The 22,455-nt window shown below is 69.8% G+C and carries 36 protein-coding genes; 1 reads left to right on the forward strand and 35 read right to left on the reverse strand.

Features of this window, described 5'->3' with window-relative positions:
* Positions 1 to 76: 76 nt before the first annotated feature.
* From OF819_RS16870 to OF819_RS16920, 11 genes are all read right to left on the reverse strand, one after another.
* Entirely contained in the window at positions 77 to 817 is a 741-nt protein-coding gene (locus tag OF819_RS16870; protein ID WP_267244365.1) for a DNA-methyltransferase, read from the reverse strand.
* A 139-nt stretch (positions 818 to 956) separates the two neighbouring features.
* The gene (locus OF819_RS16875; RefSeq protein WP_267244366.1) at positions 957 to 1,352 is read right to left on the reverse strand and encodes a hypothetical protein; all 396 of its coding nucleotides are present in this window, start codon (positions 1,350 to 1,352) and stop codon (positions 957 to 959) included.
* Positions 1,353 to 1,501: 149 nt separating this feature from the next.
* Complete coding sequence (locus OF819_RS16880) at positions 1,502 to 1,885, reverse strand: hypothetical protein (protein ID WP_267244367.1); 384 nt, start codon at positions 1,883 to 1,885, stop codon at positions 1,502 to 1,504.
* Between the two features lie 162 nt (positions 1,886 to 2,047).
* Entirely contained in the window at positions 2,048 to 2,416 is a 369-nt protein-coding gene (locus OF819_RS16885; protein WP_267244368.1) for a hypothetical protein, read from the reverse strand.
* 155 nt (positions 2,417 to 2,571) lie between these two features.
* A complete protein-coding gene (locus OF819_RS16890; protein ID WP_267244369.1) occupies positions 2,572 to 2,790 on the reverse strand; it encodes a hypothetical protein in 219 nt (72 codons plus the stop codon).
* Positions 2,791 to 3,140: 350 nt separating this feature from the next.
* Positions 3,141 to 3,947: a hypothetical protein gene (locus tag OF819_RS16895; RefSeq protein WP_267244370.1), complete on the reverse strand. Its 807-nt coding sequence runs from the start codon at positions 3,945 to 3,947 to the stop codon at positions 3,141 to 3,143.
* A gap of 932 nt (positions 3,948 to 4,879) precedes the next feature.
* Complete coding sequence (locus OF819_RS16900) at positions 4,880 to 5,386, reverse strand: hypothetical protein (RefSeq protein WP_267244371.1); 507 nt, start codon at positions 5,384 to 5,386, stop codon at positions 4,880 to 4,882.
* Positions 5,383 to 5,748 carry a hypothetical protein gene (locus OF819_RS16905; RefSeq protein ID WP_267244372.1) on the reverse strand — a complete coding sequence of 122 codons (366 nt, stop codon included), beginning with the start codon at positions 5,746 to 5,748 and terminating at the stop codon, positions 5,383 to 5,385. Before OF819_RS16905 ends, OF819_RS16900 begins: the two co-directional genes overlap by 4 nt.
* 179 nt (positions 5,749 to 5,927) lie before the next feature.
* Positions 5,928 to 7,337, reverse strand: coding sequence for a hypothetical protein (locus tag OF819_RS16910; protein ID WP_267244373.1), 1,410 nt, complete (start codon positions 7,335 to 7,337; stop codon positions 5,928 to 5,930).
* Positions 7,334 to 7,561: a hypothetical protein gene (locus tag OF819_RS16915; protein WP_267244374.1), complete on the reverse strand. Its 228-nt coding sequence runs from the start codon at positions 7,559 to 7,561 to the stop codon at positions 7,334 to 7,336. The genes OF819_RS16910 and OF819_RS16915 overlap by 4 nt, the downstream gene beginning before the upstream one ends.
* Positions 7,558 to 7,863: a hypothetical protein gene (locus OF819_RS16920; protein WP_267244375.1), complete on the reverse strand. Its 306-nt coding sequence runs from the start codon at positions 7,861 to 7,863 to the stop codon at positions 7,558 to 7,560. The genes OF819_RS16915 and OF819_RS16920 overlap by 4 nt, the downstream gene beginning before the upstream one ends.
* A gap of 167 nt (positions 7,864 to 8,030) precedes the next feature.
* Here OF819_RS16920 and OF819_RS16925 point away from each other — a divergent pair, with 167 nt between their 5' ends.
* Positions 8,031 to 8,252: a hypothetical protein gene (locus OF819_RS16925; protein ID WP_267244376.1), complete on the forward strand. Its 222-nt coding sequence runs from the start codon at positions 8,031 to 8,033 to the stop codon at positions 8,250 to 8,252.
* Between the two features lie 203 nt (positions 8,253 to 8,455).
* Here the strand turns inward: OF819_RS16925 and OF819_RS16930 are convergent, their stop codons facing one another.
* The 24 genes from OF819_RS16930 to OF819_RS17045 all read right to left on the reverse strand — a co-directional run bounded on the left by OF819_RS16930 (position 8,456) and on the right by OF819_RS17045 (position 22,318).
* The gene (locus tag OF819_RS16930; protein WP_267244377.1) at positions 8,456 to 9,523 is read right to left on the reverse strand and encodes a hypothetical protein; all 1,068 of its coding nucleotides are present in this window, start codon (positions 9,521 to 9,523) and stop codon (positions 8,456 to 8,458) included.
* Between the two features lie 361 nt (positions 9,524 to 9,884).
* Positions 9,885 to 10,628 (reverse strand): hypothetical protein, encoded by a 744-nt coding sequence (locus tag OF819_RS16935; protein ID WP_267244378.1) that lies wholly within the window; start codon positions 10,626 to 10,628, stop codon positions 9,885 to 9,887.
* Between the two features lie 94 nt (positions 10,629 to 10,722).
* Positions 10,723 to 11,004 carry a hypothetical protein gene (locus OF819_RS16940; RefSeq protein ID WP_267244379.1) on the reverse strand — a complete coding sequence of 94 codons (282 nt, stop codon included), beginning with the start codon at positions 11,002 to 11,004 and terminating at the stop codon, positions 10,723 to 10,725.
* A gap of 3 nt (positions 11,005 to 11,007) precedes the next feature.
* Positions 11,008 to 11,262: a hypothetical protein gene (locus OF819_RS16945; RefSeq protein ID WP_267244380.1), complete on the reverse strand. Its 255-nt coding sequence runs from the start codon at positions 11,260 to 11,262 to the stop codon at positions 11,008 to 11,010.
* A complete protein-coding gene (locus tag OF819_RS16950; protein WP_267244381.1) occupies positions 11,259 to 11,798 on the reverse strand; it encodes a hypothetical protein in 540 nt (179 codons plus the stop codon). Before OF819_RS16950 ends, OF819_RS16945 begins: the two co-directional genes overlap by 4 nt.
* Positions 11,799 to 11,928: 130 nt before the next feature.
* Positions 11,929 to 12,435, reverse strand: coding sequence for a hypothetical protein (locus OF819_RS16955; protein ID WP_267244382.1), 507 nt, complete (start codon positions 12,433 to 12,435; stop codon positions 11,929 to 11,931).
* Complete coding sequence (locus OF819_RS16960) at positions 12,432 to 12,728, reverse strand: DUF6011 domain-containing protein (protein WP_267244383.1); 297 nt, start codon at positions 12,726 to 12,728, stop codon at positions 12,432 to 12,434. Before OF819_RS16960 ends, OF819_RS16955 begins: the two co-directional genes overlap by 4 nt.
* Complete coding sequence (locus OF819_RS16965) at positions 12,728 to 12,949, reverse strand: hypothetical protein (protein WP_267244384.1); 222 nt, start codon at positions 12,947 to 12,949, stop codon at positions 12,728 to 12,730. Before OF819_RS16965 ends, OF819_RS16960 begins: the two co-directional genes overlap by 1 nt.
* Entirely contained in the window at positions 12,949 to 13,410 is a 462-nt protein-coding gene (locus tag OF819_RS16970) for a hypothetical protein (protein ID WP_267244385.1), read from the reverse strand. The genes OF819_RS16965 and OF819_RS16970 overlap by 1 nt, the downstream gene beginning before the upstream one ends.
* Before the next feature lie 68 nt (positions 13,411 to 13,478).
* Positions 13,479 to 14,021, reverse strand: a complete 543-nt coding sequence (locus OF819_RS16975; protein ID WP_267244386.1) for a 3'-5' exoribonuclease domain-containing protein — start codon at positions 14,019 to 14,021, stop codon at positions 13,479 to 13,481.
* Positions 14,018 to 14,215 carry a hypothetical protein gene (locus OF819_RS16980; RefSeq protein WP_267244387.1) on the reverse strand — a complete coding sequence of 66 codons (198 nt, stop codon included), beginning with the start codon at positions 14,213 to 14,215 and terminating at the stop codon, positions 14,018 to 14,020. Before OF819_RS16980 ends, OF819_RS16975 begins: the two co-directional genes overlap by 4 nt.
* A 296-nt stretch (positions 14,216 to 14,511) precedes the next feature.
* Positions 14,512 to 15,012, reverse strand: a complete 501-nt coding sequence (ssb, locus tag OF819_RS16985) for a single-stranded DNA-binding protein (protein WP_267244388.1) — start codon at positions 15,010 to 15,012, stop codon at positions 14,512 to 14,514.
* Positions 15,013 to 15,067: 55 nt separating this feature from the next.
* Positions 15,068 to 15,424, reverse strand: a complete 357-nt coding sequence (locus tag OF819_RS16990) for a hypothetical protein (protein WP_267244389.1) — start codon at positions 15,422 to 15,424, stop codon at positions 15,068 to 15,070.
* Positions 15,424 to 15,720 carry a hypothetical protein gene (locus tag OF819_RS16995; RefSeq protein WP_267244390.1) on the reverse strand — a complete coding sequence of 99 codons (297 nt, stop codon included), beginning with the start codon at positions 15,718 to 15,720 and terminating at the stop codon, positions 15,424 to 15,426. The genes OF819_RS16990 and OF819_RS16995 overlap by 1 nt, the downstream gene beginning before the upstream one ends.
* A gap of 178 nt (positions 15,721 to 15,898) precedes the next feature.
* Complete coding sequence (locus OF819_RS17000; RefSeq protein ID WP_267244391.1) at positions 15,899 to 16,594, reverse strand: hypothetical protein; 696 nt, start codon at positions 16,592 to 16,594, stop codon at positions 15,899 to 15,901.
* Positions 16,591 to 17,595, reverse strand: a complete 1,005-nt coding sequence (locus tag OF819_RS17005) for a hypothetical protein (RefSeq protein ID WP_267244392.1) — start codon at positions 17,593 to 17,595, stop codon at positions 16,591 to 16,593. The genes OF819_RS17000 and OF819_RS17005 overlap by 4 nt, the downstream gene beginning before the upstream one ends.
* A gap of 64 nt (positions 17,596 to 17,659) precedes the next feature.
* Positions 17,660 to 17,953: a hypothetical protein gene (locus OF819_RS17010; protein ID WP_267244393.1), complete on the reverse strand. Its 294-nt coding sequence runs from the start codon at positions 17,951 to 17,953 to the stop codon at positions 17,660 to 17,662.
* Positions 17,950 to 19,422 (reverse strand): UvrD-helicase domain-containing protein, encoded by a 1,473-nt coding sequence (locus OF819_RS17015; protein WP_267244394.1) that lies wholly within the window; start codon positions 19,420 to 19,422, stop codon positions 17,950 to 17,952. The genes OF819_RS17010 and OF819_RS17015 overlap by 4 nt, the downstream gene beginning before the upstream one ends.
* 76 nt (positions 19,423 to 19,498) lie before the next feature.
* On the reverse strand, positions 19,499 to 20,776 hold the full coding sequence (locus tag OF819_RS17020) for an AAA family ATPase (protein WP_267244395.1): 1,278 nt from the start codon (positions 20,774 to 20,776) through the stop codon (positions 19,499 to 19,501).
* Positions 20,773 to 21,069 carry a hypothetical protein gene (locus OF819_RS17025; RefSeq protein ID WP_267244396.1) on the reverse strand — a complete coding sequence of 99 codons (297 nt, stop codon included), beginning with the start codon at positions 21,067 to 21,069 and terminating at the stop codon, positions 20,773 to 20,775. The genes OF819_RS17020 and OF819_RS17025 overlap by 4 nt, the downstream gene beginning before the upstream one ends.
* A complete protein-coding gene (locus OF819_RS17030; RefSeq protein ID WP_267244397.1) occupies positions 21,069 to 21,455 on the reverse strand; it encodes a hypothetical protein in 387 nt (128 codons plus the stop codon). Before OF819_RS17030 ends, OF819_RS17025 begins: the two co-directional genes overlap by 1 nt.
* Positions 21,452 to 21,910 carry a hypothetical protein gene (locus tag OF819_RS17035; protein ID WP_267244398.1) on the reverse strand — a complete coding sequence of 153 codons (459 nt, stop codon included), beginning with the start codon at positions 21,908 to 21,910 and terminating at the stop codon, positions 21,452 to 21,454. The genes OF819_RS17030 and OF819_RS17035 overlap by 4 nt, the downstream gene beginning before the upstream one ends.
* Complete coding sequence (locus tag OF819_RS17040) at positions 21,903 to 22,163, reverse strand: hypothetical protein (RefSeq protein WP_267244399.1); 261 nt, start codon at positions 22,161 to 22,163, stop codon at positions 21,903 to 21,905. Before OF819_RS17040 ends, OF819_RS17035 begins: the two co-directional genes overlap by 8 nt.
* Positions 22,160 to 22,318: a hypothetical protein gene (locus OF819_RS17045; RefSeq protein ID WP_267244400.1), complete on the reverse strand. Its 159-nt coding sequence runs from the start codon at positions 22,316 to 22,318 to the stop codon at positions 22,160 to 22,162. The genes OF819_RS17040 and OF819_RS17045 overlap by 4 nt, the downstream gene beginning before the upstream one ends.
* Positions 22,319 to 22,455: the final 137 nt, after the last annotated feature.

Below are 22,455 nucleotides of genomic sequence, written 5' to 3' on the forward strand. Positions count from 1 at the left end.
TGAGCCTCGTCTTGTGTCCGGGCACGCCGGACTTGGCAGACAGCATGCGGCATTGATCAGCCGATTGCAAGCAACGTCATGCGGCGAGGGTGGAGGCGGCGACCGCAAGGCGAGCACGCGCTGCAGCAGCGTAGGCGGCGGACTGCTCGATGCCGACAAACCCCCGGCCTTCGAGGAGCGCAGCCGCGCCGGTCGTGCCCGATCCCGCGAATGGATCAAGGACCGTGCCGCCGGGCGGGACGATGCGCACCAATTCCCGCATGACCCGCTCGGGCTTTTGCGTGATGTGCTGGCGCGCGTGCCCCCGCGGCTGACTGCCGGTGAAGTGGCCGGGCAGGTACACAGGGTTGTTCCCGGGGATCATGGCTCCGTTGCTGCCCCAGACGATGAACTCGCACTCCTGTCGCAGGCGTCCAGGCTGTGGTCTCGCAGTGGGCTTGTGCCAGACCGCGACACCCCGCCAGGTATAGCCAGCGGCCTGGAGCGCGTCCGTCGTGGTGGGAAGCTGTCGCCAGTCGGTGAAGACCATGGCAGCGCCACCGGGGCGGGTCAGCCGGTAGGCGTGCGCGAGTACGAGGGAGAGCCAGGCGAGGTAGGAGCGTTGGTCGCGGTTCTCGCCCGTGAAGTCGCCAAGGTCGTGGCCGTGGTTCCGGCCTGCTCCGGAGAGGTACTTCTCGCGCGCGGTGCGGGTAGTGCGTTCGGTCATGGTGCGGCCGCCGCTGTTGTACGGGGGGTCGCAGATGACGGCGTCTATCGGGGTGGTGAGTGTGGGGAGGATGGTGAGGGCGTCGCCTTGGTGGAGGGTCCAGGAGGGCATGTGGGCTGCTTTCGTGCGGTCGCGCGCGCTGGTGCGGGCGAGTCGGTGCACGACTTCCGGGTTGGGAGTCTGCTCCCGTGATGCCCGGTCTGGTGGATCTTCATGTTCCCTGACTGGGTAAATCCGCTGCGCCGGCGGTTCATCCTGTGCGGCGGTGATACCCGCCGCGGTTCTTGAGTGCTTCCGCGGCGGTGCTGCCGTACCAGCGGTTCGCGACGCCCTCCGGGGCGTCAGGCGCGGGCCAGCGGCCCTTCGACACCTCTGCGCGGATCGTGCCCGGGCTGATGCCGACGAGGTTGGCGATCTCGCGCGCGGTGTACAGGCGGTTCGGGTCCAGTTCCACGGGCGCGGGCGCGATGTGCTCGGCGATGACCTTGTCGACCTCTGCGGAGTCGTAGACCTTCGCGCGGCCGCGCCAGCCGATGGAGTCGGGCCAGGCGGGGTGGCGGGCCCAGCGGGTGCGCAGCGTGTCGTAGGCGCGGTTGTAGCGGGCGGCGATCTCGCGGAGGGTTTCGCCCTTCGGGGCGTCTACCATGGGAGTACCGGCCTTTCTGGCTGGGTGGGACCGGCAGGTTTTCGCGAGCGCCCCCCTGGGGGTGTCTGGGCTTCGGCTCGGGCCTGCCGGTCGTTTGTGTTTTCAAAGGGGGTGCGCCCCCGCCTGGTGGGCGGGGGCGCTGGGTGCGGTTAGCCGTCCAGCGGTTCCGGCTGGTCGCCGAGCCACTCGGCGACGTCCGACATGGTGTCGGACGCCATCAGAAGGTTGGCGGCGGCGGAGTGGGCGCGAGCGTCGCTGAATTCGCCCTGGGCGAGGAGTCCGTAGAGGTCGAGTGCGCCGAGCCAGAAGGCGCAGGCGGCGAAGAGGCTCGCCTGCTGGGCTTCGGGCATCGGCTGGTCCTCGACGATCTCCATGATGCGTCGGACGGCGGGGGTGGCCTCGATGTTGCTGACCGCGCCGGTCGGGAGGGTGATCGGCACGGGGAGGTTGAGGCACAGGGCGGCCAGCGCAGCGTAGGTGCTGCTGAGGTGCGCGGAGAGGCGCTTCATGGCCTGGTCTTCGAAGTCGGACACGGTCCGTCCCTTCTGTTGTGGGTGGCGGGTTCGGGGTTCGCGGCCCCTTGCCCTTGTGTCTTCTATGATACGGATTGCTGGATTGATTTGCAACACCACTGGGTGTCAAACCGGGAGCGCCCCCGGCTGGCTGCCGGGGGCGCAAGGAGGTGAGCGGCTAGATCACTCGTTCAGCAGCCACGCGCCAAGATCGGTCACGGCGTCGTGCGCCAACATCAGCGCCGCCTGTGCGCCGTCCGCGCGGGCATCGGCGTAGTCGAACCTGACCAGCAGCCCGTAGAGGTCCATGGCCATGAGCCACATGATCGCCGCCGTGAACAGCTGAGCCCGCTGCTCCTCCGGCATCGGCTCCTCTTCCGAGATCTCGGCCACTCGGCGGACGGCGGGAATCGCCTCCACGTTGGTGACATCGCTGCCCTTGGGCAGGGTGATCGGGAGCGGCAGGGCCTCGCAGGCGTCGACCAGGCCGACGTAGATGAGCCGGATGCGGTTGGCGATGTACGCCAACCGCTCATCCCGAGAGTCCGACATGTCGGTTCCTTACTTTGCGGGTGGTGGGTTGGGGTTCGCGGCCCCTTCCCTCTTGGTCTCTATTATGGCGTATTAGTGGATTGATTTGCAACATACTTGGGGAAGAAAACGACCCCAACCTCCCAACAGATCAGGGTCGTTCACTCCCCAGTCGTCTAAGCCAGCTTCCACCCCGACAACCGGTCCCCCGGGCCAACCTCCGCCGTCAGCCGCGTACCCGGCAACCTCCGTTCCGGCACCCCGACAGCGGCCGCGATCTCCGCCACCGGATACCGCACAGGCTCCTCAGCGTCCGGCGCATCCGCGACGATCTCCGCCTGGTCGCCGACGAGCAGCAACACCTTCACCCTCACCCGCTCGCTCATGGTCGTCATCACCCCTTCCGCTCCGCTTCATTCGCTGCATCCGTGGCCTTGGCCGTCTTCTCGGCGGCCTCGGCCCGGCTCGCCTTGTAGGTTCTCGTTTGGTCTGTCGGACGACAGGTCGTTGACCTGGTTCTTTGCCACCGTTTCTCATCGAGTTGTCGGTAGCTTCTTCTCATCGATCTGTCGGATCCTCGGGAAGATTGAGCATCTTGCTTGGGAAGCGGACTGACGGCAGCACGGACGGCCGACCGTCCAGCGACCACGGCCACTGGACCTACCCCGGCACTGTGCTCGTGATCCCATAGCAGGCAGGAATGGCTCGGGACGCCACAACGATGTCCTGGGGACGCCCGCTCCTCCTACGGCAGTGAAGGGCCGCCCTCCGCGCCCCCTGGGCGATACGTCGGCTCGGGCAGGCGCTCCTGGCGTCGGCGCGAGAGCCAGTACGTCCGCTGGTGGGTGGGATGCGACTCGAACTCCAGGGAGTCGATCCCGCTCTCCGTGTCGACCACCCAGATACCGGAGCGAGTCTTGTCCGGGCGGACCGGGCAGCCGGTCAGTTCGAGCTCCCAGGTGTCGGTGACGCCGTTGTCCCGGCTGTCGTGCACGGTGATAGTGCCGGTCACACTGTGCGGGAGCTTGCGGCCTGTCTGCCGTGCCTCGTAGTTCTCCGAGAGCTCCTTGACCGTGAAGTCCTTCTGCAGGAACAGGTTCTGGCTCACGGTGCTCTTCCCGGCGGGCCACAGGGCATGCGACCTCACAGGCTGCCGACGACCCTCCTTTTCGCGGATGAGGTCGCCGTCGTACTCCACGGCCCCGTACCGGTCCGCGCCGTTCTCGATGAGAACGCGAGCTCGCAGCACGATCCGGTCGTCTTCCTTTGCCGGGAAGTGCCACTCGTGGCCCGCAGGCCACTCGCCCGCGATCACACCAAACTGCGACGCCCCATGCGGCGGCCACGCCACATCGGTGAGCCGAACAGTTACCGCAGGAGCCTGAGCGTCCAGCCGTGCACGGGCCGCATCGATCGCCACGGCCTCAGAGGCGATCAGCGCGCGATGCGCGACTTCATTGCCTTGACGAATCCGGTAGGCCTGCCAGGCGACCGCGCCGAAGGCGAGGAAGCCAGCCGCCGATTGGGCGGCAATCCATGGAGTGTCCGACATGACAGGCAATTGTCGTACGAGAGGACAGAGAATGCTAACTTGCTGGTCAGGGTGGTGAATTGGGTCCGGATCGCGGCCTCAAACCGACAGATCGCGGAGAATCCGACAGATCTGTTGAGTCCCTACACGCCTCATTGCGGCGACGCAGCTCCTCCATGGACATGCTCTTTCGCAGTGCCATGCTGATGGCTCCTGTCTCGTGTGTTCGGGATACGGACTGAGGCGGCCGTTCGCCCGGCAGTGAGCCGGCCGCCTCAGACTCAGATGTCAGCTTCCGTCATCTGTGCTCCTCCGTGGTGGTTGGCGGATCGGGAGATCCGTCAGGAGATCAGGGGTAGACACAGGTAGAGGGGGCGGGAGATCCGCAGGTCACGGTGCGTCTACCAGGCTGGGAGACACACCTGACTCCCGAGGGGAGAGGCAGGGCGGGAGGTCGTCGCGATGGACCCCGCGGGTGGGCACGCCGTTCACCTTGAGCTTGGGCCGCACGGGGATGCCGAGAGCCTCCAAACGGGCGCGCAGATCAGACACCGTCCACCCCACCCCCTGCCCCCGCTCTTGAAGGTGGGCCAGGACCGTCGACAGGTGCACCCCCGGGCGTCCGTCGAGACACTCATATAGGAGAGCGAGAACGGGCTCGACCGGGGCCTGCTCGCGGGCCTCTTCGATGGCCGGGTGAGCCGGACTGACGGGCGGCTGAACGGCGCGCCACGCCGCCCAGCACCACAGCGCGGTGAGTGGCCACATCAGCACAGGCGCCCCGCGGACGAGCCGGGCCGCGGTATAGAGGCCGAGCACGAACAGCGCCACACGCACGACGCGGTGCGCCCGAGTCGGCCCCTTGCGCACCCATCCAGCAGCACGATCGCCGAGACAACGTGCGATCACCGCAGACCCGTGCCAGAGGCGATGCGCGATCTGCTGAGCAACCTTCACAGCAGCCCAGCCCCTTCGACCACGCCGCGCAGCGCCGTGCCCGCCTCGTTGATCACTGGTGGCAGCCAATTGAGGAGCTGGGCGACTCCGGCCGTGGCGCACAGGGTGAAGCCGCAGAACACGCCGCCGATCATGCGCCTCCGCTCTTCCTTGTCCGCCTCACGCCAGGCCAGGACCACGACGATCGCGATCAGGAACACGACCACACCGCCCTCCTCGGTGAGCTGGCCGAGATCGCCGCGAGCGATTGCCCCTGTGGGCTTCGCCCCAGAGACGACCTCGGTGGCGGTGCTGCCGCCGCGGTTCGCCGCGACCGTTGAGCAGCCGGCGAGCCAGCCGAGGAGGCCCCCTGTGCAGATGGTGCCGACCGCGCCGAGCAGAGCGCCGCGCCCGAACGGCAGCAGCTCCTTCAGCTGACGGCCGCCCTTCCACCAGGGGCGGAGGTTGGCGTACAAAACGGCGAGGGAGGCTGCGAGGCCAGCGAGCGTGAGGCCGGTGTTCACGGGCGTACTCCGGTCAGGGCAGTGATGGGGTCGTACCAGTTCATGGCCCCGGTCACGCCGATGGCGCAGACGGCCAGGGCGAACACGGCGGGGAGCGTGCCGCGGCGGACCACGGCGGTTCCGGCGAGCAGCAGAGGGATTCCGGCGAGGGCGTAGGCGTGGGGGATGCCGTACTCGTCGCGGGCGAGGCTCACGGTGTAAGCCCAGACCGCGCCCGCGCTGTGCCCGACTCCAGGGACGGGTGCGACGGCGAGCGTGAGCGCCGCGATCGCCTTCCAGGGGCGTACGTAGCGTGTGAGCCAGGCCCAGCGCGAGGGCCGGGGTTCGGGCTCGGCGGGTACCGGCGCCAACGTGATCCGCACTTCGATGAGACCAGGCACTGACGGTTCCGGCGGTCCCGGCGGAGGCTGCGAAGGCGGTGCGCCGGACGTCGGCGGAGGCGGCGGGATGCGCCACGGCGGCGTCTCATCCGGCGCAGGCGGCCGAGCGGGCAGGGGCGCGCCCGCTGGGATGATCCGGGTAGGGCTGATGGGCTGGTCGGTCATCCCTGTACCTCGCGGAGAAGGTCACGTACCTGCTCGGCCTTCGGCTGGCCAATCCGCAGACCGCGCTTCAGCGCGTGGATGGACGCGGGGCGACCGTGCTCCTGGCGGTGCTGGGCGTCGAGTACGCGGGCGCGGGCGAGGAGATCCTCCGTACCTGCGGCGGACGGTACGGACCGGCCGTGGTCGGGCTCGCGCCTGCCTGCGGGTACGCGGGCGTGCACCCGCGGAGTACGCGCCCGGGCGGTCCCGGGTACGGGCATGTGGGCGCGTACCTCGGGGTGTACCTCGTCGGCTGTCTGGACATCGAGCAGCAGGCCAGAGTCGGGTACGACGGCGAGCACGGGGCGCTCCGGCCCCTTCTTGGGCCGGGGCGGGTTGCCCGCGCGGGTCGCGACCCGGACCAGCGTCTCGGACACGGGTACGCCGTACTCGGTGCACAGCGCCGCTACCTCGGCGGGCGTCGCAGTCGGGTGCGCGGAGCGTACCTGAGTGATCGCGTCCACCGGCTCCAGGCGGCGCAGCTGCGCACCGGTCACACCGAGCGGCGTACTCGGGTACGACGGGGCGGGCACGGCCGTACCCGCCCAGGGAGACGGCAGAGGTACGGTCGCCAGCTCGTACGAGGTGCGCCGCGCGGCGAGCTCCTGCAGCAGCCGGTGCCGCTGCTCGCCGTCCGTGCCCACGTGCGCGCGGGCGACCGCGGCCGCGAGCCGCCGCCGGCCCCACCCGCGCAGTCGCGGGCGCGCGGCGAGCCGTACGGCCCGCGTCATCGCCCGGTCCCGGGTGATCTGCTCCGCGGTACGGTCCCGCGTCGCCAGACCCAGGTACGACAGCAGCCGTTCGCGAAGCTCGCGGCCGATCACCGCCGGCAGCCCGGTGGACAGCGCCTCCGGCCGGGCAACGCGGATCTCCAACCCCATCGCCAGGTGCCACAGCAGCCCGGCCATGACCGGGCCGATCACGGCACGCACCGTGCCGCCGACGATCCCGGACTCGGAGTACGCGGGGATGACCTGGACGCCGGTGATGACCCAGACGAGGACTCCGGGAACGCCCGGTGAGCCGGCCGCCGTATCGGTGGCGGTGGCCCGCTTGTTCGCGCGGGCCATGACGGCACAGGCGAGCAGGGCGATTTCGGCGGCGGCGAACATCACGATCCGCTCGGCGGTGTCGTGCATGCCGAGACGGTGCTCCGCGAACCGCCAGGACGTGTCGGCGGTGTAGGCGGTGCAGACGAGGGCGCCGACGGCGGCGGTGACGACGGAGGCCGGCGGGCGGCGCATGCTGCGGAGGGCGCGGATTGTGCGCCAGGCGACGGCGGCGGCGAGGAGGGCCGCGGGTGTGGCGACGGCCAGGGTCGGCCAGGGGTGGGTGGCAGCCCACTGGGTCAGCTGGTGTGGGGTCACGGCGCTTCTCCGGGAACGTCGGCGGACTCGCGGTGGGCGTTCCTGTCCTGGCCGGTGTCGTCAGCGATGGTGGCGGCGACGGACTCGGCGATGAGGTGGACGTCGTCGCGGTGGTCGCACTGGTCGCGCTGCGCCTGGGCGGCCGCGTAGTCGGCGGCTGCCTCGCGGTGCAGCTCGGCGACACGCTCCCGCTCGCTGGCGGTGTCGGGCTGCTCGCGGTTCATCGGCTGGCTGCCCGGCGGAGGCGGAGCGCGTACTCGCCGCGGGTGATGCCCGGCTCGATGGCCGGCATGTGGCGCAGGAGCCGACGCTCGGCGTCGTTGGCGGCCGGGGTGCGGAAGCCGTGGGCCCCGGTCGCATAGCGGAGGGCGAGGGCGAGGCGGCGGGAGTCGTGGATCTCTCCGGCGGGGCGCACGGCGGTGAGCCGGTTGGCGATCTTCACGAGCAGGGTGCGAGTTGCGGTGTCGGGGCCTTGGGCACGGCGGAGTGCTTCATTGATCTGGGGCGTGTCGGTACGCTCGGGCACGGTCATTCCTCCTGGTGAAGCAGGCGGATGGCTGGCCCCGACCGGGCTCTCACACACCGGTCGGGGCCGACTTGTTGTTGCCGGACCCAAGGTAGCGACTTCCTAGCCATATGGCTAGGAAGTCAGAAAGAATGGTGCCCATGGCCGAGGCCGAAGGAGGGCCGGACATGGTTTCGTTCCGTGAAGCGGCGCGGAGGGTCGTAGCTGAGGGGATCGAGCGCACGATGAGCCATCAGCGCGTCTCGCAGCTCTCACGTGAAGACCCGGAGTTCCCGCCGGTCGCGGAAGTGGGGCGCTCGAAGGTGGTCGACTGGCGGCTGGCTGCGCCGTACTTCCGGAAGCGGCGGAAGCGTCAGGGGAAGCGCTCGGATCTGGAGCGCGGGGAGTAGACGCTCGAGTGCACGTGGCCCCGCCCTCCTCCTGGCGACGGGGCCGTGCTGTGACTTCCAGCGATAGGTGAGCAGCCTCAGGTGCGCCGGGCTGGCGGCATGCGCCCTCTCGACACAGCAAGGTAGGTCTGGGCCAGGCGTCAGAAGAGGGGTGGAAGGCGAACTGCCTTCCACCCCTCTCCATCTCTTGGTGAGGCCTGCGTTCATCCGGCCGGGCTGAGAGCCCGCATCGTCTCCTCCAGTTCTCGGATCAGGCCGATGGCCAGCATCACCGCGGCGAGTGCGTTGGCGAGCGTGATCTGTGTCGGTCCCGCTGCGTGGGTGCTCGCGTGGCGGTTGTACTCCTCGGGTACTGGCGGCCCGTGGTACGGCTCGTAAGCCTTGTGGATGCTGGTGTGGAGGCAGTACGCCCGGAACTGGCCGACCAGAGTGTTCGGCGTGGCCGTCGGCAACTTGGCGGCAAGGTTCTTAAAGGTGAAGCCGCCCTTGCTGTTCTGAAGGCTGGAGTCTGCTCGGACCATGGCCCGCAGAATGGTGTCCAGGACTGAGGAGGCGAGGACCTGACCGGACGCGTACCTGTCGCTGTCGATCGAGTCCAGGCACTCGCTAAGGAGGTCGACCTCTGCTGTCAGGTCTCTACGGGCAACGTCGGCGAGGACGGCGCGGCAATGCTTGACGACGTCGGCAGCCTGTCGCTCCAGCACCCTGCGGCGGGTCGGGGCGTCCTGCGCTTTGAGCAGCTCCCGGATGACGTTTGCCGGTGGCGTCCACACCAGCGGGATGCCCTCTCCCATGATCGTGAGCATGTCGACATGATTGAGCAGTTCCCCACGCCAGTTCTCCGGATCGAGAGCCTGCAGCCGCTCCCAAGGCGTTGAACCAGCGATGCGCAGGGCCTCGCTGCGGCTCAGGAACCCCCCAGGCATGAGGTTCCGGAGGTCCAGGGTGTCGAGAGGAGACTGCATGTTCAGGCTCGCCCGCACTGCAGCGCCGATCGTGTTCTCGAGGGCGGGACGAAGCGCCTCCTCGAGCGACATTGGCCCCGGGCCGGTGCCCAGCTGGATCAATGCCGAGTTCCGAAGCATCCGCTGGAGTGGGCTGTCGAACGATCGGTGGAGGTCGTTGTGGGCCGTGAAGTGGCTCGCTATGGATATGAAGGGCCGCTGGACGATGTGGTGCCGGCGTCGCGCGGGTGCCTCATCGCCTTTGGTGCTGGCTTCCGGGTCCAGTTCGCCGTCCGGCGCCTCGGTCTCCTCGGGTTCTTGGGGCATGGACTCAGAGAGTGAGCTGTCCTCCGTATTGCCTTCCTCGGGAGGCACTGTAGGGTCGGTTGTAGGCAAGGTATTACTCCCTTGAACTCGTAGCTCTGGCGGACTCGGCCTCCGCGCAGCAGCTGATCGGCCGCCTTCATTTTGAAGGCGGCCTTGCGTCTATCCAGGCTATGGCACCTTGCTGACACGGAGAGGGCTTCAAGAAGGCACTGGGTGTCGCCCCGTTTCGATTGCGCCTTCGAATCCATGCCGTTGGGTGCCGCTACGTGTCACTGAATGCCATTAGGTGGTGTTCAGGCCCAAGTCAACCCCTCGAATGTGATTTGCATCACATCTGATCGTTCTTGCAGTGGTGGGTGCGCTACGGCCCTTCAGACCAGGTGCGGCCACAGCTGGTACACCGCGCGAGCGGGGTCGCCCCGCCGCCGCCGTGTAGATGGAGCTTCCCGCCGCACAGCGGGCACGCTTCGGCAAGTCGCGCCCGACCGTCGCCGACATCCAGGACCCGCTCCACGAGGCCAGCGGCCGTGCGCGCCACGGTTGAGATGCAGGCCTGCTCGTTCTCGTTGAGTGGGCGCCAAGGGCCTCGTACACCCTGCGCTCGGGCGAGGAGCCAGAGCGCGGCCCGCCGGCCGGAGCGCTGCCCGTCGTAGCGCCAGCGCCGCGGGTCCTTCGACTGCCGGAGCGCGAGGAGATTGCGGCGGGCGTCGTCGGCCTCCATCGTCCGCCGCGCCCGCGGGTCGGCCGGATAGGCACGTCGGGGCGGTGCGGGGGTGATGGGCGAGTGCTGGCTGGCGGCTGCGATCTGGTCGGCCAGTTCGATCAGGGCTGCTTCGACGGTCTGGAGGGTTTCCAGGACGGTGAGGCGGAGCGGGGCGGCCGTCCAGCCGGGCTGGTCGGGGTCGCGTTCCAGGAGGCGGAGGGCTTCGGCGCGGTAGCGGGCGGCCTCGGCCTCTTCGGCTGTCTGGTTGCGGTCGGTGAGGGTGGCGATGCCCATGACTGGGGGCCAGGTGTTCTGTTGGGTGGCGAGGGCGGTTTCGAGGTCGTGCCAGTGGTGGGCGATGGTCCAGAGGTGGCGGCTGGTGTGGGTGGCGGTGGTGGTCATGGGGTGCTCCAGGGGCTGGTGGGGCGTAGCCTGGTGATCACCTGTGGGGCGCGCCTGGTCCGGGAAGACAACGGGCGCGCCCCTTCGACGTGCTTCAGGCGTCGGTGGGCTCGTACGTCTCAGCGAAGATGTCCGGCTTGCAGGGGTAGAGCTCGCCTCGTACGCCGCGGACGATCCAGTCGCCGATCCCGGCAACCATCAGCCCCTCCAGGGTCTGGATGCCGACCAGCTCATCGGCGTCGGTGAACCGCATGTGCGACAGGCTGTTGACGTGTACGGGCTCTTGGGGGTGCATGAAGTCCATGACGGCGTTGATGTTGTCACCGGTCCACTGGATGGCGTCGATCTCGATGGGGCGTTTGCGGTAGCGGGGCATGGTTCAGTCCTTGGGCTGGTGGAGTGCTTCGCGGATGCTTCGGGCGATGCTTGCGGTGCCGACGGTCCAGGGGCTTTGTGCGTCGATGTAGTCGGCGAGCTGGTTGAGCTGGGTGGTGATGGCGCGGGCGCGGAGTTCGGCGCGGGCGGCCCGTTGCCGGTAGGTGCGGGCTTGGTGGGCGTAGTGGCCGGCGGCGGTGATGGCGGCGAGGGCCGCGAGTGCGATGCCGACGAACGCAGCGATGTCGAGGGGGTTCACGGGCGGTCCTTGGGCTGGTTGGTGGGGCAGTTGGGGCGGTGTCCGATGGTGGCTTCGCAGCAGGGGCGGTGCCCGTGGGGCGGCGCGGGCTGTGTCTCGTCGGCCATGCGGCGCAGCTCGGTCATCGCCTCGTAGGCTCCGGTGCTGCCGCCGATGTCGTGCTGAGCGTGGAGGCGGATTGCGACCGTCTCCGCAACGTCGGCGGCTTCGCGGAGGACGGCGGCCCGGTCAGCCTCGGCCTGCTCGGCGCGCCGCCGGAGGGCCAGGCGTGCTGCGTCGGCGGTCTCCAGTTCCTGCACGATGATCTGGGCGTGGCATTTGCTGCTCTTGGCGACGCGTTCGAGGGTGTCGATCCGTGCGTATAGCTGGTCGAGGGCGTCGCTGGTGATGGTGTCGACCGTGTGCCGCGCACGTCCGCAGGTGACGGCGTGCGGGGCGAGGGTGGTGGTATGGCCGTCGAGGATGACGTCGGTGAGGGTGCGGCCGCAGCACGGCACCCGGTAGTCGCCTGACGGGGGAGAGGCATGGACGGTCACAGGTAGCTCCCGGTGGGTAGGTCTTCGATCTCTCGAGGCATGGGTTCGTCGTCTTCGCACGGGCAGGCCTGGGCGTCGTCGTCCCAACAGCACTGAATCTGCGGGTCGTCGAGGCAGGCGGGGCGGCCGGTCACGACTCGGCCCTCCCCGTAGTGGGCTCCTCTTCGGGTGGGCACTGTGCGCAGCGCTCAGCCATGGAGCAGGTGCACGGCGGAGGTTCCGGCAGCGGCACGAGGGCATCCCGCAGGCCTCCAGCCGCGTCCTCGACACTGATCACCACTCCGGGCGAGTCCAGGCGTTGCCAGGACTCCAGGAGAGCCCCCGCGCGGGCGGCGGCAGCCTCGGCGGCCTGCGCGCGCTCCAGGTACTCGACAGCGAGCTCGGATGACTTCGCCACGGCGCACTCCGCCTTCTCCTGCACTTCGCCGAACAGCGCCTCCAGCTCGGCGACCCGCGGATCCCGTCGGCGCCCGGCGCGCACCTCGTACGCGAAGGCGGCGGCGTCGACCGCGCCGATCGCGGCCGCGCCGAACAAGACCGCGGGGACCGGCTGGCCATCGATGCCGAGGAGCATCGAGAGGGTGAGGAAGGTGCAGGCGGCGAAGGCATGCCCCCATGCGCGCAGGCAGTCCGTCATCGGCCGGCCGCCTTCGGCGCGTGGACGGGGCAGGGCTCGGACTCCACAGGCTGGCTGCAGACGCTGCACACAAGTCCGCCGGGCGGGAGCTCGCTGCTCCACACCTCCTGGTAGACCGGTACCGGCGCCGACGTGTTCAGGTGCATCGGGGCCTCCTCGAAGATGAGCAGTTGGCCGACGGCTGCCGTGCCGCGGCTGCCGCGGTACTTGTTGGCGCAGATGGGGCCGCGCCCGGCCGCTCGCGATTCGGGGTCGACGAGGGGTCGGCCGCAGTCCTGGCAGGTGGCGGCCATCAGTGGAGTGCTCCGGTCCACTGGGCGAGTTCTTCGGCGGCCTGGGCGTTGGCCTCGGTGAGCTGCTCGTGATCGGCGAAAAGGTCCTGGAGGGCGTTCCAGCAGCGTCCGGCGAGCTGGTACAGCTCGCGCTCTGTGTCTGTGGCGAAGACTCCGGCCGCCGGGTTGATGCCGGTCGTGAACCTCAGTTGCTTGATCTCGGCGTAGCGCTCGGGCGTCATCACACCGCCGCCTCGTTGTCGTCGACGAGACGGAATCGGCGGGCCTGCTTGTCCCACTCGATGTGCTCGCTGCCGGTGCTGCTGCTGATGTGGCCGTCGGGCTCGATGTGGAAGGGGACGTCGGCGTCTACGAGGGCGTTGAGGCCTTCGACGGCTCGTTGCCAGGGGCCTTCGTCGGGGAGGCCGAGTGCATGGCGGGCGGCTGGGTTGTGGGTGCTGGTGGCGTCGAGCAGCTGCTCGGCGAGGAGTCGGGTTTCGCGGTGGGCGCGGGCGGCATCCGAGCGCCAGCGGGCGACGGCGCGGAGGGCGCGGTCGAGGCGGCGGCGGTAGGTGATGCAGCGGCCAATACCGTGGTCTTGGGCGGTGTCGAGGGCGCTGTAGGCCTCGGTGAGCAGCTGGACGTTCGCGTCGCGCTGGGCTTCGACCTGGCGGAGGCGGCGGGTGGTGGTGAGTCCGAACATGGGTGCTCCTGGCATGGGCGGCCGGGGGCGGGCCCCCGAGGATGGGCCCCAAGTCCGGTGCGGGCAGGTCAGTGGGTCCAGGTGGCCTGTTCCTCGAGGAAGCGGGCGATCACCGCGTTGTGTCGGGCGTCGGCGAGGGCGTTGTGGTGCCCGCCCTCCTGCTTCGGCAGGTCCTGCGGGGTCAGGCCGAGCCGCTTGGCCTCGGTGACCAGGTCGTCGGTCTGCATGGGCAGGCCGGCGGGGAGCTGGCTCATCGGGCCGAAAAGCTGGGCGTAGGCGACGTGGTCGTACGCGGCGTAGTAGGCCCAGAGATCGGGGTTCGGGGTGGCGTGGATGAAGTTCTGTACGAGGCGGGCGATCTGGGCGCGGGGCCGGACGTCGGGGTGGCCGAGGTCCAGGTGCTCGATGCCCCGGTGCCCGGGAGGGTTCTTGGCGATGGGCAGGGAGGGCCAGACGTTGGCCATGAGCCAGCCGTGTTGGCGGACGGCGGCCTGGTCGAACTCGCTGCTGACGGCGTAGAGCTCGCGGCCGTCTTCGGCGACCATGCCGATGCTGATGAGGTCGATGGTGCGGCCGTCGTCGAGGAACTCGGTGTCGTAGAAGATCTTCATTCGGTGTGCTCCTGAGTGAGGTGTGGTGGTCGGATGTGGTCGAGTGAGCTGCTGATGTCGTCGGCCATCCGACGCCAGCGTTCGGCGAGTGCCGGTTCGTCGCTGCGGACGCTGGCTGCGGTGAGCAGGGCCTCGACGATCTCGGAGGCCTCCGCGGCGCCGCCGGCCAGCTGTAGGAGGAGGACGGAGGCCATCAGATATCGCAGTCGTCAAGGTGGATGACGTCGCTGTCGGCGTGCGGCCGCTTCCCGGGCCTCGTCTCGGGTTTCGAGGCCTTGCCGCTGCTCTTCGAGCCGTCCGCCTTCGGAGCTGTGGCCATCGCTGGGGCCGGCCGCGGGGCCGCGGGGCGGTCCGGAGCGATGGGGGCTGCCTGTGCTGCAGGTTGCGGTACGGCGGTGCATCGACCGTCGTTGTTGCATGCCGTGAGCAGCGCGGCGACCGTCATGCCTGCGGCAAGGACCTGGAGTGGTTTCACGAGGGGCTCCGCTGGCTAGAACGGGGGCTCGGCCGGTGTGCCGCCGTCGACCGCCCACGGGTCATCCTGAGGCGGCTGAGTCGGCCGGGGCCTCTGGGCTTGACCCTGCTGCGGCCGTGCAGCCCGCTGGCCGCTCGTCTGCACGCCGCTCTGGCTCGCGGCGTCCTTCGACACCGATGCCACGGAGAACGCCAGCGAGGGGCCGATATGGCGGATCATGAGCGACGGCATGGAGTGCTTCTGGCCGTCCTTCTCCCACTCCTCCGTCCGGATCTCCCCAGTGACGAGGACCTCCATGCCCTTGGCGAAGGTCTCGGTGATGTTCTCGGCGAGGCGCTCCCAGGCGGTGCCACGGATCCAGAAGGTATCGCCGTCCTCCCATTCGCCGGTCTGCTGGTTGCGGCGGCGGGAGTTGAAGGCGAGGCGCACGGAGGCGACCGCCTTGCCGGAGGAGGTGAAGCGGAGTTCGGGGTCAGCGACCAGGCGGGCGATACCGGTCACGGTGGGCAATGGCACGAGGACTTCTCCTTACGTGTAGAACCGGGCTGTAACCGGTGCTGGCGGGTGGGGACTACGGCTTTCGGGGCGGCGCGCTGGCCGTTCCTCCGGGGCGGGAGTCGAGGTCGCTGATCCAGGCGGCGCACACGGCGGCGACCTGGACGAGTTCGGCGCGCAGTTGCGCCGGGTTGGACTCGGCGAGGGCCTCGCGGACCTCCTCTTGGAGGATGTGTCGCCGGGTCAACGTGCCGTCGGCCGCTGCCTTCCGGCAGATCCGGCGGGCGATGTGCGCCTGGCTGTGGTCACCGGGCAGGCCCGTGCCGTCGGGGTGGTGTTGGTCGCCGAACTTGGTGAGCTGTGCCTGGCGCTCGGCGTCGATGTCGTAGGCGAACTGCTTGATGCCGGGGACGATGAAGAGGGCGGGGTACATCAGCGGCGGTTCCTTCGGTGGTCGGCGAGGCGGGTGACGCCAGGAGGGAGGGGGAGCTGCTGCTGGTTGGCGGGGCAGGTGGCGACGTGGGGTTTGTGGAGTCGCTCCCAGCCGTTGAGGGGGAGTTCTGTGGTGGGGCGGCGGGAGCGCCAGGCGCCGGTGCCGTCGCGCCAGACGGCGGTGTTGCCGTCGAGGTCGGGGGTGGGGTCGACGGCGAGGTGTCGGCCGGCCTGGGTGGTGGTCCAGCGGATGGGTTGGCGGCAGGCGGGGCAGGTGGTGGGTCGTCTGGTGGTCATGTGGGGTCCTGGTGGGCGGGTGTCTGTTTCTGGGTTGTCATGGCCCAGTCGGTTTTGCGGGTGGTGTGGCTGGTGGATCCGGGGAGGCGGCGGCCGTTGGCGGGGACGGTGCAGGGTTCCCCGGCGGGGGCGTTGCACCAGTTGCAGCGGATGGCTTGCTCGGGGCGGTGGGGGCGCATTAGGTGGCGTCCTCGTACGCGGTGGGGGGCTGGTTGGCGAGGGCGGCGGCGGATGCGGCGCGGCGGCGTTCCTGCTCTCGAAGGTCGTCATCGGGGTCGATCGGCGGGAGGCCCGCGGCGGCGCGGCGGGCGTCGTCGAGGCGTGCGGGGTGGACGTCTCGTCGGCGGCGGCCGTTGGTGATGCAGGTGCGGCCGGGCTGGGCGTGGCAGCGGCGGCACGGGATGGCGAGGACGTTGGTGACGCCGTCGCGGCGGTGCGGCAGGGCTTGGCCGATGGCGTCGAGGACGGCGGCTGCGCGGCCGCTGGGTCGGCTGCCCGGCGGCAGGGCCGGGCGGTCGGCGGTGCCGAGTGAGGCGCGGATGGTTTGCGGGGGGCGCTGGCCGGAGGCGGCGGCTGCGGTGAGTGCGCGAAGGTTGCGCGCCGAGTCGAGGCCGGTTTCGTCGGGGTCGCCGTCGTAGACGAGGTTCGCGGCGGCGATGCGTTCGGCGCGTCGGTCGCGGATTTCGGTGACGATCTCGGCTGGGGAGACGAAGGGCTGGCGGCGGGCGACGGCGATGACGGCGGCCCTGGCTTCGTTGATCGAGTACGGGGCGAGGATCTCGCCCCAGACGTCGGGGGTGTACTCGCCGAATTTCTGGGCGGGGCAGGCTGCGGCGACGTACTCGGCGATTTGGACAGCTTCTTCTTCGGTCACGGGGTCTGTCCTTCCTGGCGTTGTGCGGCGCGGGCGGCGGCGCGGGCGCGGGCGCGGTCGAAGACGGTTCCTCCGGGCTGGCCGGGCGGCGGGGTGCTGACCGATCCGGGGCCGGGGGTGTTCATGACCTCGTTGACGACGGCCGGGAGGGTCGAGGGGTGGAGGCCTTTCTGCATCCAGCGGGCGATGCCTCGGCGGATGTCGTCCGGGTCGATGCGGTCTTCCTCGAGGAGGACGTGGATCTGCTTGGCCATTTGGCCGATGACGGAGCGTGGTGGGCGCTTGGTGGTGCGCTGCAGCCACTCGCCGACGATGGTCTGGGCGGTGACGTGGTCCGGTTCTTGGGTCTCGGTCTCGGTCTCGTGCTCGACATCGGCGTCGATGACGTTGTCGTGGAGCGCGTCGTCGTGAGGGCCGGCTGACGACGGCGGGTCCGTGTACGAGTGAGGTCTTGTAGAGAGAGGAGAGTGAGTAGGCGTCCGGGATTTCCGGACACTGACGTCCGGGATTTCCGGACACTGAGATTCGTCAGTGTCCGGGTTTCGCGGACACTGGACTGTCGGGTCAGTGTCCGGGTTTTGCGGACGCTGAGGCGGTTCAGTGTCCGGAGTTTCCGGACCCTCAAGTTCGGGTCCAGGGTCCGGGGTTTCCGGACACTGAGGGCTGCCAGTGTCCGCAGAATCCGGACGCTGAGGCTCGGGGCCAGTGTCTGGAAGTTCCGGACACTGAAGCGGCAGGATCCGGTACTTCGCCGTGCCGTTCTTCTGGCCGGCCGTGACCTTCTCCAGGACGCCCTTCTTCACGAGTGCCTTGATCACTTCGTAGATCTGGGGGCGCGACACCTGCGCGCGGCGGAGGATCTTCTCCGACTCCACGCTGGACCAGGTGATCCGAGTCGAGTCCCGGGCGTCGTCCGCCAGCACAGCGAGAGCGAGCTTCTCGCGGTGCGTCAGCGTCGTCGGTGCGTAGTCGAGCACCTCGACGTACAGGCGGCTGCCCACGTACGGATCTCCCTTATTGCGGAGGGGCCTGGTGCGCGGCCGCCGACCGGCCGCGCACCAGAGTTCATGCGGTGCCGTCGTGATCGGCGGCGCTCGGGGCATCGGGCCAGATGGCCCAGCAGTCGATGAGGTCGGCGGACGGCCCGCCGGGCTCGGTCTCCCGGTGCGCGGAGGCGACCGCTTCACGCATCGGATCGAAGGTGTCCATGTATCCGCGGGCGAAGTCCTCAGGCTCGACCGCCGGTTCCTCGTGCTCCGGTTCGTTGTTGCGGTGCGCTGACCAGGCCATCCACAGCACGGCGAGGATCGAGGCGCCCCATGCGGCGGCGCCCACGGCGAGCCATCCCGTGCCGTTCATGACGCGACCGCCGTGACGCTGTGGACCCAGGCCAGCGCGGTGCTGTCGAGCGCCTCGCGGGCGCGGGTGACCGCGACGTAGGCGAGGCGGCCCTCCTCGCGCGGCAGGAGCACCAGCCCGGTCTCCGGGTGAGGCTTCGGGGCGCGGAAATCGTCGTGAATCCGCACGCGCGGCCACTCACGGCCCTTCGCCTTGTGCGCCGTAGAGACGACCAGATCGGCCTGCTGCTCGCTGCACAGCGCGTCCGCCGCCGAGATAATCGCCTCGGTGCCGTGCTCGTCGATGAGCTTCACCAGCACCTTGAGCGACCCGTCTTCCTCCTCCGCGTACTCGCGCACCGCGTCCCACGACGGGAACGCGAGGAGCTCTGGGTGATCCGTCGGGCGGCCGGACTGAAGGGCTTCAGCGGCCCAGGCGAGACGCTTGATGTCCCCTCCGCCGCCGACGAGCGCCGTCTTCCGCCCGGTGGCAAGGGCCTCCATGACGATCCCCATCGCGCCTGCATTGGTGCGGCAGAGGATCGCATCCGGCTCCGCGACCGGCCCCACCGTCGACGTGCACTGGTCGTAGCCCGTGAGGCGGAGCGGGGCGTCGATGGTGCGGAGCCACAGGTTGGCCTCATCCGCGATGGCCGGCCCGAAACGAAAACTCTGGCTGAGCGTCAGCTCCGGGGCGGAGAGCTCACGGACGAACTTCTGGAGGGCGTCGTTCGCGCCGCGCCAGCCGTAGATCTGCTGCGCGGAGTCCCCTACCGCGATCCGCTGCGCGTGGTCCTGCGCGAGCAGCACCGCGGAGAGGACGTCGTTGGTGTCCTGCGCCTCGTCGAGCAGCACCACGTCAGTGGGGATTGTCGGCGAGCTCAGCGCCCACATCTTCAGGTAGTGGTCGTGGCTCAGGTTGAGCACGCCGTCGTCGGTCCGCAGGTCGTCCCACGCCGCCCGTGCAACGGGCAGGACCAGTGCGGCCAGCTGGGCGCGCGGCTCGGTCTTCGTGAGTCCGTCGTAGCGCGGGATGTGCCGTTCGGTGATCTCCAGGTCCGCTGAGTGGCACCAGCGGGTGACGGTGTCGAGTGCCGCCCGCATGATCAGCTTGCTCGTCATGGCCTTCGGGACGCTGAGGTCCGTGATGATGGCCGGAGTCGAGCCGACGATGCCGAGGACGCTGCGGACGTCGAGCGCCTGCGCCGCCTGGTGCGCGGTCTGCCGTGGACGCTGGAGCCGGGCACCGTACCGGGGGTCGAAGGCGAGTCCGTGGCCGGTCTTGCAGAGCACCGTGGACGGGAAGGACCGCGAGGCTTCGGCGGCGATGCTGCGGTTGTACGCCACGTACGTCATCCGCCGCCGCGCGTCGGACCGGGCGATCATCTTCAGCGTGCTGCTCTTGCCGCAGCCCGCACCGGCTTGCAGGACCAGGTCCAGCCCGTCGCCGTAGACGGCGATGGCGTCGGTCTGTTCTGGGGTGGGGTCCACCACTGTGGTGCACCTCCTTTCCGGGGTGCGGGCCCCGCCGGGAGAGTCGGCGGCGGGGCCCGCGATCAGCGGTGGATCAAGCGGCCTGGTCGGCCTGCTGGGCGGTCTCGGAGGCCAGGGCGTCGACCATGGAGGTGAAGTCGGCGGGCCCGTTCTCCCGCTCCGCGTAGGCGTTGAGGGTGTCGAGCAGTTCCTTCGCTTCGTTGAGCGTCAGCTTGTTTGCCGAGTCGAGCTCGCTGCCGACAATGAGCGAGGTGGCCCGGAGGCGATCCGCGCGGTTCTTCACGCCAAGCTTGTTGAACAGGGCGTGCATCATGCGCATCTGCGGCGGAGTGACCAGGGAGACGCCGCCCGCAGCAGACTGCGCATCGGAAAGGGAGTGCGCGGAGGGCGGGTTGGACTGCGCCATGTCTTGGGATGGCGGGGGCGACTCGGCCTGTCGTCCGGCGGGTGCCGAAGACGGCGCGGAGGCGGGCTTCAGCGCCGTTCCATACTCCTTGATCAGAGCACCGAGCTGGATGATTTCCCCAGACTTCGGGTGCAGCGTCCCCGTCGTCAGCAGCCCTCGCTGGTCGGCGCGACGGTGGAGCGCGAGCGCACGCTCGTACGTCAGCCCGCTGGCGGTCAGCTCGTCCAGGATGACCTGGACCGCGTCCACACCCTGGCCGAGCTGCTCCAGGATCGTCTCGCCGATGTCCTCGCCCGGGTGCCGGACCGTGAGGCCGTCCAGCGGCTCATACCGGGTCTTGGTCACGGTCGCTGTGCCTTCGACCATGTCCATCACGACGTCGAGCTCATACTCGGCACCTTCGCGCTGGACGGCCTTCACACCGACCTTGGTGACCTTCTTCCCCTCGATCACGTAGTCGCCCTTGGTGCGCATCGTGACGATGAGGTGGCCGCGGAAGTTCAGGATCGCGTCGAGCATTTCCTGCTCGATCGGGTTGGCCTCGCGCCAGGCGCCGAAGGTGCCGCCGCTCTTCTTCGCGCCGGTGTTCTCGACGATCTCCAGGAGGCCCCCGCGGCCGTTCCAGAAGTGCGACCAGGAGTCGACGACCAGGACCGCAAGCTCTGCCTGCTCGGCGGCGCGGACGGCCTGGACGAGGTTGCGGGGGTCGTGGCTGTCCATAGGCATGTGGCCGAAGACGTGCCCGCCGAGCTCCGGCTTGCCGGGGACGGGGGCGTACTTGAGGGCGGACCTGCGCTCGGTGTCGACGACACCGATCTGGCCGCCCTGGGCCAGGCCCTCGGCGATGCGGAGGGCAGACTTGGTCTTGCCGGACCCTGCGGGACCCTGGAGGCCGATACGGGCCTTCGCCGTCTCGCGGGTGGCCGGAGTGAAGCTGAAGTTCACGGTGTGCTCCGGTTGTTGCGCTGGTGCGGGGTGGTCGTGAGGCGGCCGTTCGACGTTGCGGCGGTGAGCCAGTCGGCTGCGCGCTGCATCGCGCCGAACTTCGCCTTCCTCTTGCGGGCAAGGGCGCGCGAGTCGTTCGGCTGCTCCTGGTGGATCTCCTTGGCGTGCGCCCGGAGGCCGGCGGAGAGCTCGGCACCGGTCTCCCTGCGGAGCTCGGCGAGGAGGGCGGCCACGGCGTCGGGACGCATGCCACCCGCGACCAGGCCTTGGTAAATGCGGGAGTACGCGCTCATCAGGCGTCGGCCTCCTCGTCGTAGGCGGCCTTCACCAGCAGCGGCGTGACCACATAGCCGGTGGGCTCCTCCGGCCCGCCGTCCGCGGTGGCGACCAGCTCCCACGGGGCGTGCGGGTCGTCGTCGCGGATCCAGTCGTGCAGGAGCGCGACATGCGGCGGGTACTCGCGGCTGAGCTGCACCTCGCAGTGGGCGCGTGCGGCGGCCGCGGTGGTGTAGTGGCCGAGGGCGATGTCCGAGCCGTGGAATCCGGCGCGGTAGATCGTCTGCTCGGCGGGCTGGGCGGTGTCCTGCTCGTCGTCGTACTCGTCGAGGAGGTCGTACACTTCGCGGTCCCGGAGGCCCGCGTCGTTCAGCAGCTTGTGGATCTTGTTGCGGGCGCTCATGCGGTACCCCCGGTGGAGGCGGCGACCCACTGCGCGACGGCGGCCCGCACCTGGTCGGCCCGGTGCGAGTCGACCGCGGGATGCTCGGGTACCGGCTGGCCACCGAGCAGCGCCCGCACACAGGCGGTCACGCTGTCGGGGTGGGCGTAGCGGCCCAGACACGGCAGGAACACGGGCTCGGCGGTGAGGACCCCGTGCGCCCCGCGCTCAGCCCACTGCCACTGGTCGGCGGGGTGATCCCACAGCAGGGCGATGCCGTCAGGGTGCCGGTCGGTGTCGACCGCAGGGCTGTCGCTGGTCCAGACGATGGCGGCGTTCAGCATCACGTCCAGGCCGTCACCGTCGTAGGGGTTCGATTCAGCGTCGGAGGTCCAGCAGTAGTCGGGCTCCAGCCCCGCGGCGGTCAGGGTGTCGACGATGGCCTTGATGTAGGGGTCGTGCGGCAGGTCACGCATTGCCCGTACCGCCCGTCGGCTTGACGCCAGCCGCCTTGTACCAGGCCTGGTACTCGCCGCCGCTCATGCCGGGCTCGCAGCCGTCGACGGGCGCGGCCATGGCGGTCGCGGCGGCGAGGGCGAGCGTCGCGTGCACCTGCGCCTCGGCAGCCAGCGCAGCGCCGGTGACCGGGTCCGCTCCGTCTCCGTAGGTGAAGTGGTGGGCGAGGTCGGCGAGGCGCTCGGCCTCGCGGTAGTGCTGAGGTCCGGTCATCGGGCGCTCCAGGTCATGCGCAGGTAGTGGGCGAGGCGGGCCAGCCGACGGCGCGCAGCGAGCGCCTGGGCGGCGGCGGGGAGGATGCGGAACACGAGCGCGACGCCGAGCCCGTAGGCGAGGAGCGCGACGGCGATCCAGTCCAGAACGCTCACGACGCACCCCACAGACGGCGGTGAGCCCGGCTACCGCGGTGCGTGGAGTGGCCGAACGGCCGACCACAGCGTGCGCAGCGCGATGGGTGGCGCAGCCCCGGCCGGTACCAGTGGCGGGGGTCCATCCACTCCCCGCA

Source organism: Streptomyces sp. PR69, assembly GCF_026420845.1.
GTDB lineage: Bacteria > Actinomycetota > Actinomycetes > Streptomycetales > Streptomycetaceae > Streptomyces.

Coding starts and splice junctions, on each gene's coding strand:
- OF819_RS16870 (WP_267244365.1), bottom strand. CDS start 817: ATGCCCTCCTGGACCCTCCACCAAGGCGACGCCCTCACCATCCTCCCC.
- OF819_RS16875 (WP_267244366.1), bottom strand. CDS start 1,352: ATGGTAGACGCCCCGAAGGGCGAAACCCTCCGCGAGATCGCCGCCCGC.
- OF819_RS16885 (WP_267244368.1), bottom strand. CDS start 2,416: ATGTCGGACTCTCGGGATGAGCGGTTGGCGTACATCGCCAACCGCATC.
- OF819_RS16890 (WP_267244369.1), bottom strand. CDS start 2,790: ATGACGACCATGAGCGAGCGGGTGAGGGTGAAGGTGTTGCTGCTCGTC.
- OF819_RS16895 (WP_267244370.1), bottom strand. CDS start 3,947: ATGTCGGACACTCCATGGATTGCCGCCCAATCGGCGGCTGGCTTCCTC.
- OF819_RS16915 (WP_267244374.1), bottom strand. CDS start 7,561: ATGAACCGCGAGCAGCCCGACACCGCCAGCGAGCGGGAGCGTGTCGCC.
- OF819_RS16925 (WP_267244376.1), top strand. CDS start 8,031: ATGGTTTCGTTCCGTGAAGCGGCGCGGAGGGTCGTAGCTGAGGGGATC.
- OF819_RS16930 (WP_267244377.1), bottom strand. CDS start 9,523: ATGCCCCAAGAACCCGAGGAGACCGAGGCGCCGGACGGCGAACTGGAC.
- OF819_RS16935 (WP_267244378.1), bottom strand. CDS start 10,628: ATGACCACCACCGCCACCCACACCAGCCGCCACCTCTGGACCATCGCC.
- OF819_RS16940 (WP_267244379.1), bottom strand. CDS start 11,004: ATGCCCCGCTACCGCAAACGCCCCATCGAGATCGACGCCATCCAGTGG.
- OF819_RS16955 (WP_267244382.1), bottom strand. CDS start 12,435: ATGACGGACTGCCTGCGCGCATGGGGGCATGCCTTCGCCGCCTGCACC.
- OF819_RS16960 (WP_267244383.1), bottom strand. CDS start 12,728: ATGGCCGCCACCTGCCAGGACTGCGGCCGACCCCTCGTCGACCCCGAA.
- OF819_RS16965 (WP_267244384.1), bottom strand. CDS start 12,949: ATGACGCCCGAGCGCTACGCCGAGATCAAGCAACTGAGGTTCACGACC.
- OF819_RS16970 (WP_267244385.1), bottom strand. CDS start 13,410: ATGTTCGGACTCACCACCACCCGCCGCCTCCGCCAGGTCGAAGCCCAG.
- OF819_RS16975 (WP_267244386.1), bottom strand. CDS start 14,021: ATGAAGATCTTCTACGACACCGAGTTCCTCGACGACGGCCGCACCATC.
- OF819_RS16980 (WP_267244387.1), bottom strand. CDS start 14,215: ATGGCCTCCGTCCTCCTCCTACAGCTGGCCGGCGGCGCCGCGGAGGCC.
- OF819_RS16990 (WP_267244389.1), bottom strand. CDS start 15,424: ATGTACCCCGCCCTCTTCATCGTCCCCGGCATCAAGCAGTTCGCCTAC.
- OF819_RS16995 (WP_267244390.1), bottom strand. CDS start 15,720: ATGACCACCAGACGACCCACCACCTGCCCCGCCTGCCGCCAACCCATC.
- OF819_RS17010 (WP_267244393.1), bottom strand. CDS start 17,953: ATGAACGGCACGGGATGGCTCGCCGTGGGCGCCGCCGCATGGGGCGCC.
- OF819_RS17025 (WP_267244396.1), bottom strand. CDS start 21,069: ATGAGCGCGTACTCCCGCATTTACCAAGGCCTGGTCGCGGGTGGCATG.
- OF819_RS17030 (WP_267244397.1), bottom strand. CDS start 21,455: ATGAGCGCCCGCAACAAGATCCACAAGCTGCTGAACGACGCGGGCCTC.
- OF819_RS17035 (WP_267244398.1), bottom strand. CDS start 21,910: ATGCGTGACCTGCCGCACGACCCCTACATCAAGGCCATCGTCGACACC.
- OF819_RS17040 (WP_267244399.1), bottom strand. CDS start 22,163: ATGACCGGACCTCAGCACTACCGCGAGGCCGAGCGCCTCGCCGACCTC.